The sequence below is a fragment of the Anaerozeibacter quisquiliarum genome (assembly GCF_051162045.1).
Taxonomy (GTDB): domain Bacteria; phylum Bacillota; class Clostridia; order Christensenellales; family Aristaeellaceae; genus Anaerozeibacter; species Anaerozeibacter quisquiliarum.
In genome coordinates this window covers 69,878-85,848 of the sequence record NZ_JBISDI010000001.1, presented here as the reverse complement: position 1 = coordinate 85,848, position 15,971 = coordinate 69,878, and the positions used below count along the sequence as shown (strand labels likewise).

The window sequence follows — 15,971 nt, the reverse complement described above, 5'->3', positions numbered from 1 at the left end:
TTGAGGCGCCGCCCCTTCGGGCAACGCCTCAAAATCCCTAATCCAACCTTACTTGTTCGCCGCCAGGTAGGCCGCGTCGATGACCGACACGCCGGTGTCCATGTCTTCGAACTCGGTCTCGCCCGCCAGCGCCTTCGCGGCGGTCTTCATGCCCTCGTAACCCATCACGTAGGGGTTCTGCGCCATGGTGCACAAAAGCGAGCCGCCCTCGACCAGCTTCAGGATCGCGTCCGACTTGTCGAAGCCCACGCCGGCGACCGCGTTGCCGTTCTCGGCGATCGCGTTGCCCACGCCCACGGTCGCGCCCTCATTGGCGCCGAAGATGCCCACGCAGCCCTCGGTGATGTAGTTGTTGGCGATCTCCTGCGATAGGGTGGCGTCGCCGTTGCCGTACTGCGTCTCGAGCAGCTCGAACGCGCTGCCTTCGAACGCCTTGCGGAAGCCGGTCTCACGCTGCTGCGTGGATACGGTGGCGGCGTTGATGTTGACGATGCCGATCTTGCCCTCGGTCACGCCCTTGTCGGCCAGCGCCTTGAGCAACTGCTCGCCCGCGATCTGGCCGGCATTGGTGTTGTTGGTGGCCAGCGTCTGCAGCGCGCCGTCGAAGTCGGCCGGGGAGTCGACGTAGATGATCTTCACGCCCTCGGCCGCGATCTGCTCAAGCGTGGCGACCTGGGTCTGCGGGCCGTTCGAGGCCAGCAGGATCACGTCCGCGCCGTCCGCGAACGCGTTGTTGATGTTCTCGATCTGCGCGGCGTCGTCCTTGCCCTGGGTGGGCGCGCTCCACTTGTACTCGATGCCGCCGAGCTCGGCGGCCGCGTCCTTGCAGCCCTGATCGACCGCCACCCAGTGTGCGTCGAACAGGTCCATCGTAATCAGGTATACCTTGGCGTCGGCCAGGGCGGCGGTGGCGGTAAACACCAGCATCAGGGAGAGGACGAGTGCAAACAGCTTCTTCATAAAACCGATCCTCCATGTTATAATTATTTAAAGCGCTCTTCACGCCTTAAACCGATCGATCAGACCGTCTTTTTCCGGAAGGTAAAACGTCCGCTGCGCCGGAGCACGTCGGTCAACACCGACAGCACCACGATCACGCCGATCACGATGTTGCGCAGCGCCACCGGCGCACCCGCAAATTGCAGGCCGTTGTTGAGCACGCCCCATACGCCCGCGCCGATCACCGTGCCTAGCAGGATGCCCTGTCCGCCCAGCGTCGACACCCCGCCGATGACCGAGGCCGCGACCGCGTACATCTCGTAGGAGATGCCGGCGTCCATCGTGCCGGTGCCCGTGGTGGCGCACTGGATCAGCCCCACCATGCCGGCGCAGAACGCGCTGACCAGGTAGGCCTTGATCGTGGTCAGCGAGATGTTCACGCCCGACAGCTTGGCCGCCTCGATGTTGCTGCCCGCCGCGTACAGGTGGCGGCCGGTGCGGGTCTGGCTCAGGATGAAGTTGAACACCAACCACAGCGCGATCGCGATCCACACCGTGTTGAACAGCCCGCCCGTCTTGCCGTAGTAGAAGAAGTCGCGGAACACCTTGGCGCTGTCGCCGATCGAGTTGGTGTTCATGTTGTTGTTGACCAGCTGCGCCACGCCCCGCGCCACGGTCATCGTGCCCAGCGTCGCGATGAACGGGGGCAGCTTGCACAGCGCCACCAGCGCGCCGTTGATGACGCCCGCCACCAGGCACGCCGCCATCGTAATCAGGCAGGCCAGCACCAGCGGCACGCCGTTGCACATCATGGTGGCCGACATCATGCAGCTCATGCCCAGCACCGAGCCGATCGACAGGTCGATGTTGCCGGTAATCAGCACGAACGACTGACCGATGCCCACGATCAGGTAGGGCGCGATCTGCCGCATCAACTGTCCCACGTTGCGCTCGCCGAAGAAGTTGGGGTTGATCATCCCGAACACGGCGCACAGCACGACGAGGCCCACGCCCACGGTGACGACCTGGCCCATGCCGCGGATGGCGAAGAAGCGCTGAAACGCATTGGGTCTTTTCTCCATAACCGAGATTCTCCTTTCGCGCTATCGGGCGCCGTTTCCGATCTTGCTTTCAAACCGGGTGGCCATTTCGAGGATCTTTTCCTGGGTGGCCTCGCCGATCGTAAGCTCGCCCGTCACCCGCCCGTCGCACATCACGATCACGCGGTCGGCCATGCCCAGTACCTCGGGCATCTCACTCGACACGAACAGCACGCCGATCCCCTGGCGCTTGAGCTCATTCATCAGGTGGTAGATCTCGACCTTGGCCGCCACGTCGATGCCGCGCGTGGGTTCGTCGAAGATGACCACCCGCGATTTTCGCGCCAGCCACTTGCTCACGACCACCTTCTGCTGGTTGCCGCCCGACAGGCTCCCCGCGTCCACAGCGTCGTTTGGCAGTTTGATCCGGAGGTCGTCCACCGCCTTGCGGCTCATCTCGGCCGCGCGGCGCTTGTCGACCGTGGTCAGGGGGCCCGACAGGATATCGAGGTTGGGCAGCGCGATGTTGTCCCGGACCGACAGCTTGACGCACAGCCCGTCGCGCTTGCGATCCTCGGGCACCAGCACGAGGCCCGCCTTGATCGAATCCTCGGGCCGTCGGATCTTGACGGGCTTTCCATCCAACAGCACCTCGCCCGATTCCTTGCGGTCGATGCCGAAGATGGCACGCGTGGTTTCGGTGCGGCCCGCGCCCATCAGCCCGGCCACGCCCACGATCTCGCCCTCGCGCAGCGTGAGCGACACGTCGCGCACCATACGCCCGGCGTTGAGATGCCTGACCTCGAAGATGGTCTTGCCCACCTCGCAGGCCACGCGCGGGAATTTCTCCACGATGTCGCGGCCCACCATGTAGGAGATGATCTCGTCCATGGTGAGTTCGGCAAACGGCTTCTCCACGATGAACTGCCCGTCGCGCAGGATGGTCACCGCGTCCACGATGTGGCTAAGCTCCTCCAGCCGGTGCGAGATGTAGACGATGCCGCGCCCGTCGGCTTTGAGCTTGCGGATGATGCGGAACAGGTCCTCGATCTCCTTGGCCGTCAGCGCCGAGGTGGGCTCGTCCATGATGAGCACGCGCGCGTCGGTCGACAGCGCCTTCGCGATCTCCACCATCTGCTGCTTGGACACCGGCAGATCGCCCACGATCGTGGTGGGGCTGATGTCGATGTTGAGGTCGTCCAGGATGGCCTTGGCGGCCTTGTTCATCTCGCGCTGGCGGAGCCTGCGCGCGGAGCCCACGATCTCGCGCCCGAGGAAGATGTTCTCGGCGACCGACAGGTGCTGGCACATGTTGAGTTCCTGGTGGATGATCGCCACGCCCAACTCCTGCGCGCGCCTGGGGCTCATAGCGTCGATCTCCCGGCCGAATACCCGGATGTGTCCCTCGTCCTTCGCGTACACGCCCGCGAGCACCTTCATCAGCGTCGATTTGCCCGCGCCGTTCTCGCCGAGCAGCGCCATGACCTCGCCGCTCTTGAGCCTGAACGATACGGAGCTTAGCGCCTTGACGCCCGGGAACTGCTTGGAGATCCCCTGAAGCTCTACGATATGTTCCTGCATAAACACCTGCCCCATCCGGGCGCGTCAACGCCCCGTGATGCCGAAATCGTTTACCGGCAAATGTGATGATAACACAATCGGGACAAACTGTCAATGAAAACGCTTCGGGTGTGTGGGGTTCGAAACATGAGAACGCTGATTGGGAAACATCCGGATTCGGCGGAGCAGGCGCGTCAACCAAATTTTCAAATCCGGTTGACATGCGTGGATTTGCGCGTTACAATGCGTAAGGGCGGGGCTTTCCTCCCGGCTGCCTCGGACGCGCCCATCCTCCCGATGGACGAGGGCTGTCGGCCGCAGCCGACCGGGGGAGAGGATCCCGCCAGGCAGCGTCGGAACAGATCAGCGGCTGCCTAAAGGAGGGGAAACCATTGAGCGTGCGCGAGGACGTGCTCGGGGCACTGGAAGCCGCGCGAGGCGAGCATTTGTCGGGCGGGGCACTGGCGCGGCGGCTGTCGGTCAGCCGGAACGCCGTGTGGAAGGCGGTGGAGGAGATAAGGAAAGACGGCTATCGGGTTGAGTCCACGAACTTGGGCTACCGGCTGTCCGAGGACACCGACCGGCTGAGCGCGCCGGGCATCGGGCGATTCCTCGAGGAACGGGAATTCTACCGCCTGACGGCCCGGCGGCGGGTGGACTCCACCAACCTCGAGCTCAAGCGGCTGGCGGCGCAGGGTGCGCCCGAGGGCACGGTTCTTTTGGCCGAGGCGCAGGATGCCGGACGCGGGCGCATGGGCCGCGGTTTTTTCTCGCCCGAGGGCACGGGCGCGTACTTCAGCATCCTGCTGCGCCCGCGGATCGCCGCGCGCGAGGCGCTCAGCCTGACCACCGTCGCCGCGGTGGCGGTGGCCGAGGCGATCGAGCGTGTGGCCCGGCGCGAGGCGCGCATCAAGTGGGTCAACGACGTGCTGGTGGACGATCGCAAGGTGTGCGGCATCCTGACCGAAGCCTCGCTCGACCTGGAGAACGGCGCTCTTGAATACGCGGTGGTGGGCATCGGGCTCAACGTGCGCCCGCCCGAGGGCGGCCTGCCCGAGGAACTCAAGGGGATTGCCGGCACGATATACGATACCCGGCCCCCCGGCGACGCCCGATGCGCGCTGGTGGCCGAGGTGCTGAACGGATTCTGCCGGTACTACCGCGCGCTCGAGCGCAAGGCCTGGCTGCCCGCTTACCGCGCGCGCTCGGCGGTGCTGGGCCGGACGGTCGAGGTGATATCGACGGCCGGCGCGCGGCGCGCGCTGGCCACGGCGATCGACGACGAGTTCCGGCTGCATGTGCGCTATGACGACGATACGGAGGAGGCGCTGTCCTCGGGAGAGGTCAGCACGAGGTTATGAAGATGAAGCTGAGTATACGCACGATGACGATGGCCGCGCTGTGCGCGGCGCTGCTGGCGATTCTGTCCCAGGTTTCGATCCCCATGCCCTCTGGCGTGCCGGTGACGCTGCAGACGATGGCGGTGGCGCTGGCGGGCTGCCTGCTCGGCGGGCCCGGCGGGCTGCTGAGCGTTGCGGTCTACCTGCTGCTGGGCGCGGCGGGGCTGCCGGTGTTCTCTCCGGGATCCAGCGCGGGCATCGGCCGGTTCGCCTCCGCGACCGGCGGCTTCCTGTGGGGATTTCTGGCGATGGCCGCGCTGTGCGGCCTGGGTGCGCGCATGAAGCATCGCCGTGCGGGGCTGCTCGTGGCGCTCTCGGGCGTGCTCGCCTGCCACCTGCCCGGCGTCGTCCAGTTCGCGCTGCTCGCCGGCGTCCCGTTTATTCAGGCCGCGCTGACGGTCAGCCTGCCCTACCTGATTAAGGACGCGCTGTCGGTGGCCGCGGCCTGGTACCTGGCCGTGCTGATTAACCGGCGGATTGTGCGCAAAACATGACATACCCTCGTCAGCTTTGGCGCGTATAATGGCATGCAGGAGGGATGAATATGGAATGGGCCGAGCTCTACGGGCCGGACAGGCAGCCGGACGCGGACGAAATCGCGCGGTATATCGACAGCCCCCTGTGGGATAGGATCAACCGTTTCCTGGGCGATGGCTACGGCGTACAGCCGACCTACAGCTACAGCGGCTGCAGCGCCCAGCCCGGTTGGAACGTCAAGTACCAAAGATCGGGGCGCTCGCTGTGTACGCTCTACCCGATGCCCGGGCACTTCATCGCGCTGGTGGTCGTCGGCCGCAAGGAGGAACCCGAGGCCGAGCTGCTCCGTCCCATGCTGTCGCCCTACACGCGCGAACTGATGGAGCGCACGCCCCTCTTAGGCGCCATGGGCCGCTGGCTGATGATCGCCGTAACCGACGAGGCGATTCTGGAGGATACGGAGCGGCTGATCCGGCTGCGCCGGAAGATCAAGGTGGCTTGAACTGCATTTCTGTGATATACTACCCCCATGAACGAGCGGGAACAGGCGGCGCTTACCGCGCTGCTCGGCAGCAGGAAATATGCGGGATTATGCGAAGACACCGTCCGGCGCGCGTTTGAGCGGGCGCTTGAGCGCTACGGTACGCTCAAGCAGGCCGACAAGGCGGCGCGCGCGCTGCTGCATCAGGTCGCGGGCGCGTTCATGGGCGCGGACACGCGCGCGGCGCGCGCCTGCCTTACGGAGTATCTGGCGGGCGACGAATCGGCGATGGATCGCGCGCTTCGGCTGCACGCCTCCACCCGCGAGCGGGCTGGGTGGCGCGCGCTGTACGAGGCGGTGTTCCGCCATACCGGCAAGCCTTCCCACATTCTCGACCTGGCCTGCGGGCTGAACCCGTTGGCGCTCGGCGCGATGGGCCTTACCGTAACCGGCTACGACATCCACCTGGGCGCGGTGCAATTGATTAACGAATGGGCGGCGGCCTGCGGCTGGCAAGTGCGAGCCGAACCGCGCGACCTGCTCGGCCCGTTCGAGATTAAACGGGCCGGGCTTGCATTATTTATGAAGCTGCTGCCCACGCTCGAGGCGCAGAAGCCGGGCGGCGCGATGGCGCTGCTTGCGCGCGTGCCCGCGCGCTTCAAGCTGGTCACCTTCCCCACGCGCACGCTGGGCGGGCGGCGCGTGGGCATGGCGGAGAACTACGAGGACTGGTTCACGCGCCGCCTGCCCGAGGGGCTGCGCGTCGCTGCGCGCTTCGTCGAGGGCGACGAACTGTGCTTTTTGACGGAGGATGCGCATGGCTGAGTTGTACGTGGTGGCCACCCCGATCGGCAACCTTTCGGATCTGAGCGAGCGGATGAAGTGGGCGCTTTCGAGCTGCGACCTGATCGCGGCCGAAGACACGCGGGTCACGATGAAGCTGCTGAACCACCTGGGGATCAAGAAGCCGCTCACCTCGCTGCACCGCCACAATGAAGGCCAAAAGGCCGACGCGCTGGCGGAGCGGATGCTCGCGGAAGACCTCATGGTCTGCCTGACCTGCGACGCGGGCACGCCGGGCATCTCCGACCCCGGCGTGCCGCTGGTGCGCGCCGCGATTGAGCGGGGTATCCGGGTCACGCCGGTGTGCGGGCCATCCGCGCTGACCGCCCACCTGTCGGCCTGCGGGTTCGACGCGCGTGCGTTCGCGTTCTACGGCTTCTTGCCGCGCGAGGCCAAGGCGCTGAAGGCGGCGCTCCAATCGGCCTGGGACGCGCATCTGCCGGTGTCGGTGTTTTACGAGTCGCCTCACAGGGTACTTAAGCTGATGGAGACGATCTGCGCGCTGTCGGGCGACTGCCGCGTCTCGGTGGCCTGCGATATCTCCAAGCGCTACGAGCAGATCGTCACCGCTCCGGCCTTGGAGGTGCTGGAAAAGCTGCGCGCGAACCCCAACATCGAAAAGGGCGAATACTCGGTGGTCGTGGCCTGGCCCGACCGACCCGCGGCCGAGCCCCCGCGCGAGGCGCTGCCGGTCGAGGCCGAGCTGATCCTCGCCATGCTGGACGGCCTGTCACTGCAAGACGCGGCTGAGCGCGCGCTCGCGGACGGGCGGGCGCGCAACGAGGTCTACCGCGCCCGGCTGCGCATAAAAGATCGCTTTTCCCTGACATAGAGCATGCGTCAACGTAAAATTTTGTCGAAAACGTTCAAAACAATCCCCTGTCGGTTTTGCCGGGATATTTTTGCTTCCGCAGTGGTATTCCGGCAGGATATATAGTATAATGTTATTAACTGGTTATAAACCCGGTTGTTTCCCCCTTTGGGATGTCACAAGTAAAGGAGTTGGTTCCGGATGCAGAAGAAGCAGTGCATCGCCATGCTGCTTGCCGGAGGGCAAGGCAGCCGGTTGGGACTGCTGACCAAGACCCTGGCCAAGCCCGCCGTGCCTTTCGGCGGAAAATACCGCATCATCGATTTCCCGCTGTCAAACTGCTCCAACTCGGGTATCGACGTGGTCGGCGTACTCACGCAGTACATGCCGCTCGAGCTCAATCGTTACATCGGCACCGGCCAGCCGTGGGACCTCGACTTGGTCAACGGCGGCGTGTTCGTGCTGCCGCCCTACGTCAAGGGCAAGATCGGCGAATGGTACCGCGGCACGGCCAACGCGATTTATCAAAACATCCCGTTCATCGAGCAGTATAACCCCGAGTACGTGCTGATCCTGTCGGGCGATCACATCTACAAAATGGATTACAACGCCATGCTGCGCTTCCACACCAAGCACGGGGCCGACTGCACGATCGCGGTGCGCCCGGTGCCGTGGGAGGACGCGTCTTCGTTCGGCCTGATGAACACCGATGCCGAGGGCCGGATCACCGAGTTCGAGGAAAAACCCAAGAACCCCAAGAGCAACCGCGCCTCGATGGGCGTGTACATCTTCAACTGGTCGGCGCTGCGCAAGTACCTGACGCAGGACGAGCAGAACCCCAACTCCCACAACGACTTCGGCAAGAACATTATCCCCGCGATGATCTTGGACGATCTTAAATTGATGGCCTACAACTTTGAGGACTACTGGAAGGATGTGGGCACGATCTACTCGCTCTGGGAGAGCAACATGGATCTGATTAAGGACCCGCCCGAGTTCAACCTGTACGACAAGCGCTGGCGCATCTACGCGCGCAACCCGATCATGCCGCCCCACTTCGTCGGCCCCGAAGCGCAGGTGGACGGCAGCATGGTGACCGAGGGCTGCCAAGTGTTCGGCACGGCGTTTCGGTCGGTGCTGTACGCGGGCGTCACCGTGGAGGCCGGCGCGGTGGTCGAGGACAGCGTGATTATGCCGGGCACGGTGATCCGCAAAGGCGCGGTGGTGCGCCGCGCGATTGTGGGCGAGAACGCCGACGTCGGCGAGAATGCGTGCGTGGGCGGCGGCGGCGACAGCGAGATCGCGCTGGTCGGCTCGGGCGCGGTGCTTGGCGAAGGCACCGTCGTGCAACCCGGCGAGCAGGCGGACGGACGAAGGGAGGGAGCGTAAATGAAGGACGTCATGGGCATCATCTATACCACCAAGGACGACGTTGCGCTTCGTGAATTGACGGCGTCGCGCGCGGTCGCCGCGCTGCCGGTGATCGGACGCTACCGCATCATCGACTTCATCCTGTCCAGCATGGTCAACTCGGGCATCCGCAACGTGGGCGTGATTATGCAGAAGAACTACCACTCGCTGATGGACCACCTGGGCGCGGGCAAGGAGTGGGACCTGCACACCAAGAACGAGGGCCTTTTTATCCTGCCGCCGTTCCAGACGCGCGAGAACGTGGGCCACTACGACGGCACGATCGACTCGCTGCGCTCCAACATCAGCTATATCCGCCGTTCCAAGCAGGAGTACGTGCTGTTTTCGAGCACCTATTCGGTGTTCAACGTAACCTTCGACGACATGCTGCGCGAACACGTCGAGTCGGGTGCGGACGTCACGCTGATGTACACCAGGCGCCCGCACGGCTTAGGCTCGCGGCCCTACAACAACTCCAACCACAACTTCCTGCAGTTGGACGACAAGGGCAATGTGCTGGACATCGAGATCGGCGCAACCACGCCCTCCTACGGGAATTTCAGCATGAACGTGATCCTGGTCAAGCGTACGCTACTGCTGCACATGATCGATCAGGCGGTGGCGCACGGCATCCACGACATGCACAGGACTTTGCAGAACCAGTACCTCAAGAGCGGGCTTTTGAAGATCCGCGGCTATGAGCACAAGGGCTACCACCAGCGCGTGGAGTCGATCCTGAGTTTCTACCGCCTGAACCTCGACATGCTGGACGCGAACCTGCGCCATGAGTTCTTCGGCACGCACCCGGTCTACACCAAGGTGCGCGACGAGGTGCCCGCCAAGTACGGCACCTTTGCTACCGCGCACAACTCGCTGGTGGCCGACGGCTGCATCATCGACGGCACGGTCGAGAACAGCGTGCTGTTCCGCGGCGTGCGCGTGCGGCGCGGCGCGACCGTGCGCAACTCGGTCATCATGCAGGATTGTGATATCCAGGAAAATGTGGAGATCGAAAACGTGATCTTCGACAAGGCGGTCACCATACGCTCGGGCAAGCTGATCGGCCAGAGCGAATACCCGATCGTCATCGGAAAGAATACGACATTGTAGTCGGGCCGGGTAACCTATCCGCGAGGAGGGCATAACCATGAAGGTGCTGCTGGTCGCTTCCGAATGCGTCCCCTTTTCCAAGACGGGCGGGCTGGCCGACGTGGTCGGCGCGCTGCCCAGGGCGCTCAAAAAACAAGGCGTGGACGCGCGCGTGATCTCGCCGCTGTACCGCACGATGCACGATCAATGGCGCAGCAAGCTCGAGCACGTGCTGTTCTTCTACGTCAACCTGGGCTGGCGTCGACAATACGTGGGCATCGAAAAGCTGGTCGAAGGCGACGTGACCTACTACTTCATCGACAATGAGTATTATTTCGGGCGCTCCTACATCTACGGGATGGGCGGCGACGAGGGCGAGCGCTTCGCCTTCTTCTGCCGCGCGGTGCTCGAGGCGCTGGCGCAGATCGACTTCATGCCGGATGTGCTGCACCTGAACGACTGGCAGACCGGCCTGATCGCGCCGATGCTCGAGGTGCAGTACCGGGTGCTGCCGCCCTACCGGCAGGTGAAGACGGTGTTCACCGTGCATAACCTGCAGTATCAGGGCGTGTTCCCAATCGGCGAGATCGAGGATCTGGTGGCGCTGGGCCCCGACATGTATCAAAGCGACAAGCTGGAGTTCTACGGACAGTGCTCGTTTATGAAGGCCGGCCTGACCTATGCCGACAAGATCACCACGGTCAGCCCCAGCTATGTCGAGGAGATCCAGACCGCCTACTACGGCGAGAAGCTGGACGGGTTGCTGCGCGCGCGAAGCGCCGACCTTCACGGCATCCTCAACGGCATCGACGTGGACGAGTACAACCCCGAAACCGACCCGATGATCGAGGCGCGCTACGGCGCGGATACGCTCGATCACAAGGCCGACAACAAGCTGGCGCTGCAGCGGGAGCTCGGGCTCAACGAAGGCGCGGACATCCCGATGATCGCCATGGTCACCCGCTTGTCGGGGCAGAAGGGGCTCGACCTGGTCGATCGGGTGCTCGGCGGGATTATGAAAACCGGCGCGCAGCTGGTGGTGCTGGGTATGGGCGAGGACAGGTACGTGGATCTGTTCAGCTGGGGGCAGTGGAAGTACGCCGGCAGCCTCGCGGCGCGCGTGGAGATGAACGCCCCGCTGGCCCACCGCATCTACGCCGCGGCCGACATGTTCCTGATGCCCTCGATGTTCGAGCCCTGCGGCCTGAGCCAGATGATCGCGCTGCGTTACGGCACGCTGCCGATCGTGCGCGAGACCGGCGGCCTGCGCGACACGGTGCTGTCCTACAACGAATACACCGGAGAGGGCAACGGCTTTACCTTCTTCAACTACAACGCGCACGACATGCTCAGCGTGATCGAGCGCGCGGTCGACCACTACAAAAATCATCCGGACGTATGGCGCATGCTGATGACGCGCGCGATGAACGGCCAGTACGGATGGGATCAGTCGGCGCTTAACTACGCCGAGCTATACGCGCAGCTGGTCGGCGTAGCCGTCCCCAAGCCCCGCGCCCGCAAGCCCAAGGCAGGGCCGAAGGCCGAAGCCGTCAAGGCCGCGCCCGGAAAAAAAGAGCCCGCAAACAAGGCGGAAGCGGCGAAGGCAGCTGCGCCCGCAGCGCCCAAGCCCAGAAAGCCGCGCGCCAAGAAGGCCGAGACATAGGTAAGCGCAGAATAACAGTAGTCCCCGGATGCTGCGGCGTCCGGGGCTTTGTTATTATACCATTACGCCATTGATCACGGAAGCTGGCGATGCTATAATCGTACCCACGCATGCCAAGGAGCTGATACACGTTGAGAACACCCGCAGGCGACAAGCGCAACACCAAGATCGCGGCGCTGAGGACCGCCTTCCCCGCGACCATACCGATCATGGCGGGCTTCCTGTTCCTGGGCCTCGCGTACGGCATCTACATGAACGCGTCGGGCTTCAGCTTCTGGTACCCGATGCTCATGAGCCTGACCATCTTCGCAGGGTCGGTCGAGTTCGTGACGGTGGGCATGCTGCTGGGCGCATTCGCGCCCATGCGCGCGCTGCTGCTCGCGCTGATGATCAATGCCCGGCACCTGTTCTATGGGCTGTCTATGCTGGAGAAGTACAATGTGTCGGGGCTAAGGCGCATCTACCTGATCTTCGGGATGTGCGACGAGTCCTTTTCGATCAACTGCACGGCCGACATCGCCCCGGGCATCGACCGGGGTTGGTTCATGTTCTTCGTCACCCTGCTCAATCAAATCTATTGGGTGGCGGGGGCGACCCTGGGCGGCCTGTTCGGCACGCTGATCCGCTTTGACACGAAGGGGCTGGAGTTCGTGATGACCGCGCTGTTCGCCGTGATCTTCCTCGAGCAATGGATGAAGGAGGAGCGGCATGCAAGCTCGCTGCTGGGGCTGGGGCTGTCGCTTGGCTGCCTTAAGCTGTTTGGCGCGTCGGGCTTCATCATCCCGTCGATGTTGACGATCTTCGCGGCGCTTACGCTGCTCAGGAAACCACTCGAAAAGGCGGGTGAAAAGGCATGACGTTGGGCGAGCAGGTGATCACCGTTGCGATGGTGGTGCTGGGCACGGTCATCACGCGTTTTTTGCCGTTCATCCTGTTTCCGGCGACGAGGCCCACGCCCCGGTTCGTGCAATACCTGGGCAAGGTGCTGCCCGCGGCGGTGCTGGGACTGCTGCTCATCTACAGCCTCAAGGACGTGCGGGTGCTGACCGGGCACCACGGTGTCCCGGAGCTGATCGCGCTGGGCGTCGTGACCCTGCTGCACGTCTGGAAGCGGCAGATGCTGCTGTCGATCGCCGCGGGCACCGTCGTGTACATGCTGTTGGTGCAGCTCGTGTTTATCTAGGTAGGAGCTGATTAGGGCGCGCGGCGAGGGAAATCTTCGCCAGATCGCGCTTGCAAAAAAAGGCGAAGGCGTAGCGGCGCTACGCCTTCGTCTTTTGTGGGCGCGAGACGGCGCAAATGCAGCGGCCCGCGCGCGAGGAATTTGATCTGCAATTACCTGGCCAGCTTCCGCCGGATCCACTTCTCGAACTCCACCATCGGGATGATCGAAAGCGCGAGCAGCATCGAGATGGCGTATTCCATCGGCGAGATGTGCGCGAAGCCGAACGCTGCGCGCAGCAGCGGCACGTAGATGACCGCCGTGGTCATCACCAGCGACGCCCCCATCGCGGCCCACAGGAATTTGTTTTGGTGCTTCATCCTGAAGATCGACTCGTTCACCCGCCGCATGTTGAATGCGTGGAAGATCTCGGTCATCGACAGCGCCAGAAACGCCATCGTCGTGCCGTCGTGGCTATTCACCATCGCCCATTCGCCCGCCTCGATGAAGTGGCCGATAAAGTAGGCCGCCAGCGTAATCAGCGTCACCAGCGTGCCCTGCAGCAGCACCGACGCGCCTACGCCGCCCGCGAAGATGCCCTCCGACGGGTCGCGCGGCGGGCGCTTCATGATGCCGTCTTCCGCCTTTTCCATGCCCAGCGCCAGCGCCGGGAACGAGTCGGTGATCAGGTTGATCCACAAAAGGTGCGCCGGTTCCAGGATGATGAAGCCCATCAGCGTCGCCGCGAAGATCGCCAGCACCTCCGACAGGTTGCTCGCCAGCAGGAACTGCACCGACTTGCGGATGTTGTCGTAGATGCGCCGTCCTTCCTCCACCGCCTTGACGATCGTGGCGAAATTGTCGTCCGAGAGCACCATGTCCGCCACGTTCTTGGTCACGTCGGTGCCGGTGATGCCCATGCCCACGCCGATGTCCGCCGCCTTGATCGAGGGCGCGTCGTTGACGCCGTCGCCGGTCATCGCGACCACCTTGCCCTGATTTCTCCAAGCGTTCACGATGCGCACCTTGTGCTCGGGCTGGACGCGCGCGTACACGCGCAGCTGTGAGACCGCCTCGGGCAGTTCCGCTTCCGGGATGTCGTCCAGCTGCGCGCCGGTGATCGCCTCCCGATCGTCTTGCAGCATGCCCAGCTCCCGCGCGATTGCGACCGCGGTGTCCCTGTGGTCGCCGGTAATCATCACCGGCCGGATGCCCGCCGTGCGGCACTTGACGATCGCCGAGCCCACCTCCGGCCTGACCGGGTCGATCATGCCGCTGAGCCCCAGGTAGCACAGACTGTTTTCGAGCGCCTCCGGCTCGAGGTTGTCCGGCATCTCGTCCCAATCGCGCGTGGCGGCGCACAGTACGCGCAGCGCCTTGTCGGCCATGCGCTTGTTCTCGGCCATGATCCGATCGCGCAGCGCGTCGGTCAGCTCAACGCGCGCGCCGCCCGACAGCATGAATGTCGAGCGCTTGAGCACCTCGTCGGGCGCGCCCTTGGTGTACTGGACGATGTGCCCGTCTTTCGCGCGGTGCAGCGTGGTCATCATCTTGCGCATCGAATCGAACGGCGCTTCGCCCACGCGCGGCGTCGCTTCCTCCAGCCGGCCTTTGTCGAGGCCCAGCTTGGCTGCGCAATTCACCAGCGCGCACTCGGTCGGCTCGCCCACCGCCTGGCCGGCCTCGAGTCGCGCGTCGCTGGCCAGCGCCATCGCGGTCGCGAGCAGACGCTCGTCCGCGCCCGATTGCTCGACCACGGTCATCACGTTCTGGGTGAGCGTACCGGTCTTGTCGGAGCAGATCACCTGCGCGCAGCCCAGCGTCTCGACCGCGGTCAGCTTGCGGATGATCGCGCCGCGCCTCGACATGTTGGTCACGCCGATCGACAGCACGATGGTGACCACCGCGGCCAGCCCCTCGGGGATCGCGGCCACGGCCAGGCTGACCGCCACCATAAAGGTACGCAGCAGCCGCTCGCCGGTCACGTTCCCGCCCATGCGGACGACGTCGACCACGAAGATCGCCGCGCAGATGCCCAGCACCAAAAAGCTCAGAGCGCGGCTCAGCTGGGACAGCTTGCGCTGCAGCGGGGTCTTACCCTCCTCCGCCTGGGCCAGCGCGCCCGCAATCTTGCCCACCTCGGTGTTCATGCCGGTGGCGGTCACCACGGCGCGGCCGCGCCCGTAGGCGATCGTCGAACCCATGTAGACCATGTTGCGCCGGTCGCCCAGCGGCACGTCGCGCCCGCCCTCGCCGGCGAGCGCGTCCGTATCCTTGTTGACCGGCACCGATTCGCCGGTCAGCGCGGCCTCCTCCGCCTTGAGGCTGGCGCATTCGATCAGCCGGCCGTCGGCCCCGATCGCGTCGCCCGCCTCGAGCACCAGCACATCGCCCGGCACCAGATCGGAAGTCCCCACGGTCATCAGGTGGCCGCCGCGCATCACCTTGGCCGTGGGCGCGGAGATCTTGTTCAGCGCCTCGATCGCCTGTTCGGCCTTGCTCTCCTGCATAAGGCCCAGCACCGCGTTGATGAGCACCACCGCCAGGATGATGAACACGTCGGCGAACGACTCGCCGGCATAGGCCGCGGTCGCGCCTGACACAGCCGCCGCCGCGAGCAGGATGAAGATCATCGGGTCGGCCAGTTGCTTGAGGAAGCGCTTCACCAGCCCCTCCTTCTCGGCTTCGGCCAGAGCGTTCGGGCCGTACTTGACAAGCCGCTTTGCCGCCTCCTGTTCACCGAGGCCCTCCGGCGCGCTGCCCTGCTCCGCAAGCACTTGTTCCATGGGTTTCAAATAATCCTGCACGTTGCAATCCTCCCGCCTTTCCGTAATATGTCCGAAGCCCCGCAAAATAAAACAAGACCCATCTGCCACCCCGGACAGACAAGTCTCATCGTTTCAAACATGGCCAGGGAGCGCGCGGCTCCAGTGATGTTGGCCAGGTTACGCAAAAGCGCCGATTACTCCCTCATCGCGCATATCATAGCGCGGCCATCGCGATTCGTCAAGGGGAAATTTCATGATTTGACAAAAGCTTTTGCCGCGTGCATCTGGCGCGGGCCTGCTGCGCGAAAAGGTTTGGCCCCTCCCGCCC

Annotated in this window: 13 protein-coding genes and 1 pseudogene; 10 read left to right on the top strand and 4 right to left on the bottom strand. The window is 64.2% G+C overall.

The genetic code is table 11. From position 1 onward, the window contains the following. Positions 1–48: 48 nt before the first annotated feature. From ACH6CV_RS00375 to ACH6CV_RS00365, 3 genes are read right to left on the bottom strand one after another with little or no spacing between them, the layout of a single operon-like run. Entirely contained in the window at positions 49–960 is a 912-nt protein-coding gene (locus tag ACH6CV_RS00375) for a substrate-binding domain-containing protein (RefSeq protein ID WP_456356163.1), read from the bottom strand. A 59-nt stretch (positions 961–1,019) separates the two neighbouring features. Further along, positions 1,020–2,021 (bottom strand): ABC transporter permease, encoded by a 1,002-nt coding sequence (locus ACH6CV_RS00370; RefSeq protein WP_456356162.1) that lies wholly within the window; start codon positions 2,019–2,021, stop codon positions 1,020–1,022. Between the two features lie 21 nt (positions 2,022–2,042). After that, positions 2,043–3,560 carry a sugar ABC transporter ATP-binding protein gene (locus ACH6CV_RS00365; RefSeq protein WP_456356161.1) on the bottom strand — a complete coding sequence of 506 codons (1,518 nt, stop codon included), beginning with the start codon at positions 3,558–3,560 and terminating at the stop codon, positions 2,043–2,045. 377 nt (positions 3,561–3,937) lie between these two features. Here ACH6CV_RS00365 and ACH6CV_RS00360 point away from each other — a divergent pair, with 377 nt between their 5' ends. The 10 genes and pseudogenes from ACH6CV_RS00360 (at position 3,938) to ACH6CV_RS00315 (ending at position 12,896) form a co-directional block, all read left to right on the top strand. After that, positions 3,938–4,900 carry a biotin--[acetyl-CoA-carboxylase] ligase gene (locus tag ACH6CV_RS00360; protein ID WP_456356285.1) on the top strand — a complete coding sequence of 321 codons (963 nt, stop codon included), beginning with the start codon at positions 3,938–3,940 and terminating at the stop codon, positions 4,898–4,900. Positions 4,901–4,902: 2 nt separating this feature from the next. After that, positions 4,903–5,433 (top strand): biotin transporter BioY, encoded by a 531-nt coding sequence (locus ACH6CV_RS00355; protein ID WP_456356160.1) that lies wholly within the window; start codon positions 4,903–4,905, stop codon positions 5,431–5,433. A gap of 50 nt (positions 5,434–5,483) precedes the next feature. Continuing rightward, positions 5,484–5,918 (top strand): DUF3788 domain-containing protein, encoded by a 435-nt coding sequence (locus tag ACH6CV_RS00350; RefSeq protein WP_456356159.1) that lies wholly within the window; start codon positions 5,484–5,486, stop codon positions 5,916–5,918. A gap of 27 nt (positions 5,919–5,945) precedes the next feature. Further along, positions 5,946–6,722, top strand: coding sequence for a 16S rRNA (guanine(1405)-N(7))-methyltransferase RmtF (locus ACH6CV_RS00345; protein ID WP_456356158.1), 777 nt, complete (start codon positions 5,946–5,948; stop codon positions 6,720–6,722). After that, positions 6,715–7,572: a 16S rRNA (cytidine(1402)-2'-O)-methyltransferase gene (gene rsmI / locus ACH6CV_RS00340; RefSeq protein WP_456356157.1), complete on the top strand. Its 858-nt coding sequence runs from the start codon at positions 6,715–6,717 to the stop codon at positions 7,570–7,572. The genes ACH6CV_RS00345 and rsmI overlap by 8 nt, the downstream gene beginning before the upstream one ends. 180 nt (positions 7,573–7,752) lie before the next feature. Then, entirely contained in the window at positions 7,753–8,940 is a 1,188-nt protein-coding gene (locus ACH6CV_RS00335; protein WP_456356156.1) for a glucose-1-phosphate adenylyltransferase, read from the top strand. Next, positions 8,941–10,071: a glucose-1-phosphate adenylyltransferase subunit GlgD gene (gene glgD / locus ACH6CV_RS00330; RefSeq protein WP_456356155.1), complete on the top strand. Its 1,131-nt coding sequence runs from the start codon at positions 8,941–8,943 to the stop codon at positions 10,069–10,071. It begins immediately after the preceding gene. A 37-nt stretch (positions 10,072–10,108) separates the two neighbouring features. Continuing rightward, positions 10,109–11,539, top strand: a pseudogene (gene glgA / locus ACH6CV_RS00325) (glycogen synthase GlgA); the annotation flags it as partial. Between the two features lie 383 nt (positions 11,540–11,922). Further along, a complete protein-coding gene (locus ACH6CV_RS00320; protein ID WP_456356284.1) occupies positions 11,923–12,570 on the top strand; it encodes an AzlC family ABC transporter permease in 648 nt (215 codons plus the stop codon). Then, complete coding sequence (locus ACH6CV_RS00315; RefSeq protein WP_456356154.1) at positions 12,567–12,896, top strand: branched-chain amino acid transporter permease; 330 nt, start codon at positions 12,567–12,569, stop codon at positions 12,894–12,896. The genes ACH6CV_RS00320 and ACH6CV_RS00315 overlap by 4 nt, the downstream gene beginning before the upstream one ends. Before the next feature lie 152 nt (positions 12,897–13,048). On the opposite strand, the gene ACH6CV_RS00310 is transcribed toward ACH6CV_RS00315, so the two are convergent. Further along, positions 13,049–15,682 (bottom strand): cation-translocating P-type ATPase, encoded by a 2,634-nt coding sequence (locus ACH6CV_RS00310; protein WP_456356153.1) that lies wholly within the window; start codon positions 15,680–15,682, stop codon positions 13,049–13,051. Positions 15,683–15,971: the final 289 nt, after the last annotated feature.

Excerpts from the sequence above, each read along its gene's own strand:
- ACH6CV_RS00375 (WP_456356163.1), bottom strand. The coding sequence starts at position 960 with ATGAAGAAGCTGTTTGCACTCGTCCTCTCCCTGATGCTGGTGTTTACC.
- ACH6CV_RS00370 (WP_456356162.1), bottom strand. The coding sequence starts at position 2,021 with ATGGAGAAAAGACCCAATGCGTTTCAGCGCTTCTTCGCCATCCGCGGC.
- ACH6CV_RS00365 (WP_456356161.1), bottom strand. The coding sequence starts at position 3,560 with ATGCAGGAACATATCGTAGAGCTTCAGGGGATCTCCAAGCAGTTCCCG.
- ACH6CV_RS00355 (WP_456356160.1), top strand. The coding sequence starts at position 4,903 with ATGAAGCTGAGTATACGCACGATGACGATGGCCGCGCTGTGCGCGGCG.
- ACH6CV_RS00350 (WP_456356159.1), top strand. The coding sequence starts at position 5,484 with ATGGAATGGGCCGAGCTCTACGGGCCGGACAGGCAGCCGGACGCGGAC.
- ACH6CV_RS00345 (WP_456356158.1), top strand. The coding sequence starts at position 5,946 with ATGAACGAGCGGGAACAGGCGGCGCTTACCGCGCTGCTCGGCAGCAGG.
- rsmI (WP_456356157.1), top strand. The coding sequence starts at position 6,715 with ATGGCTGAGTTGTACGTGGTGGCCACCCCGATCGGCAACCTTTCGGAT.
- ACH6CV_RS00335 (WP_456356156.1), top strand. The coding sequence starts at position 7,753 with ATGCAGAAGAAGCAGTGCATCGCCATGCTGCTTGCCGGAGGGCAAGGC.
- glgD (WP_456356155.1), top strand. The coding sequence starts at position 8,941 with ATGAAGGACGTCATGGGCATCATCTATACCACCAAGGACGACGTTGCG.
- ACH6CV_RS00320 (WP_456356284.1), top strand. The coding sequence starts at position 11,923 with ATGGCGGGCTTCCTGTTCCTGGGCCTCGCGTACGGCATCTACATGAAC.
- ACH6CV_RS00315 (WP_456356154.1), top strand. The coding sequence starts at position 12,567 with ATGACGTTGGGCGAGCAGGTGATCACCGTTGCGATGGTGGTGCTGGGC.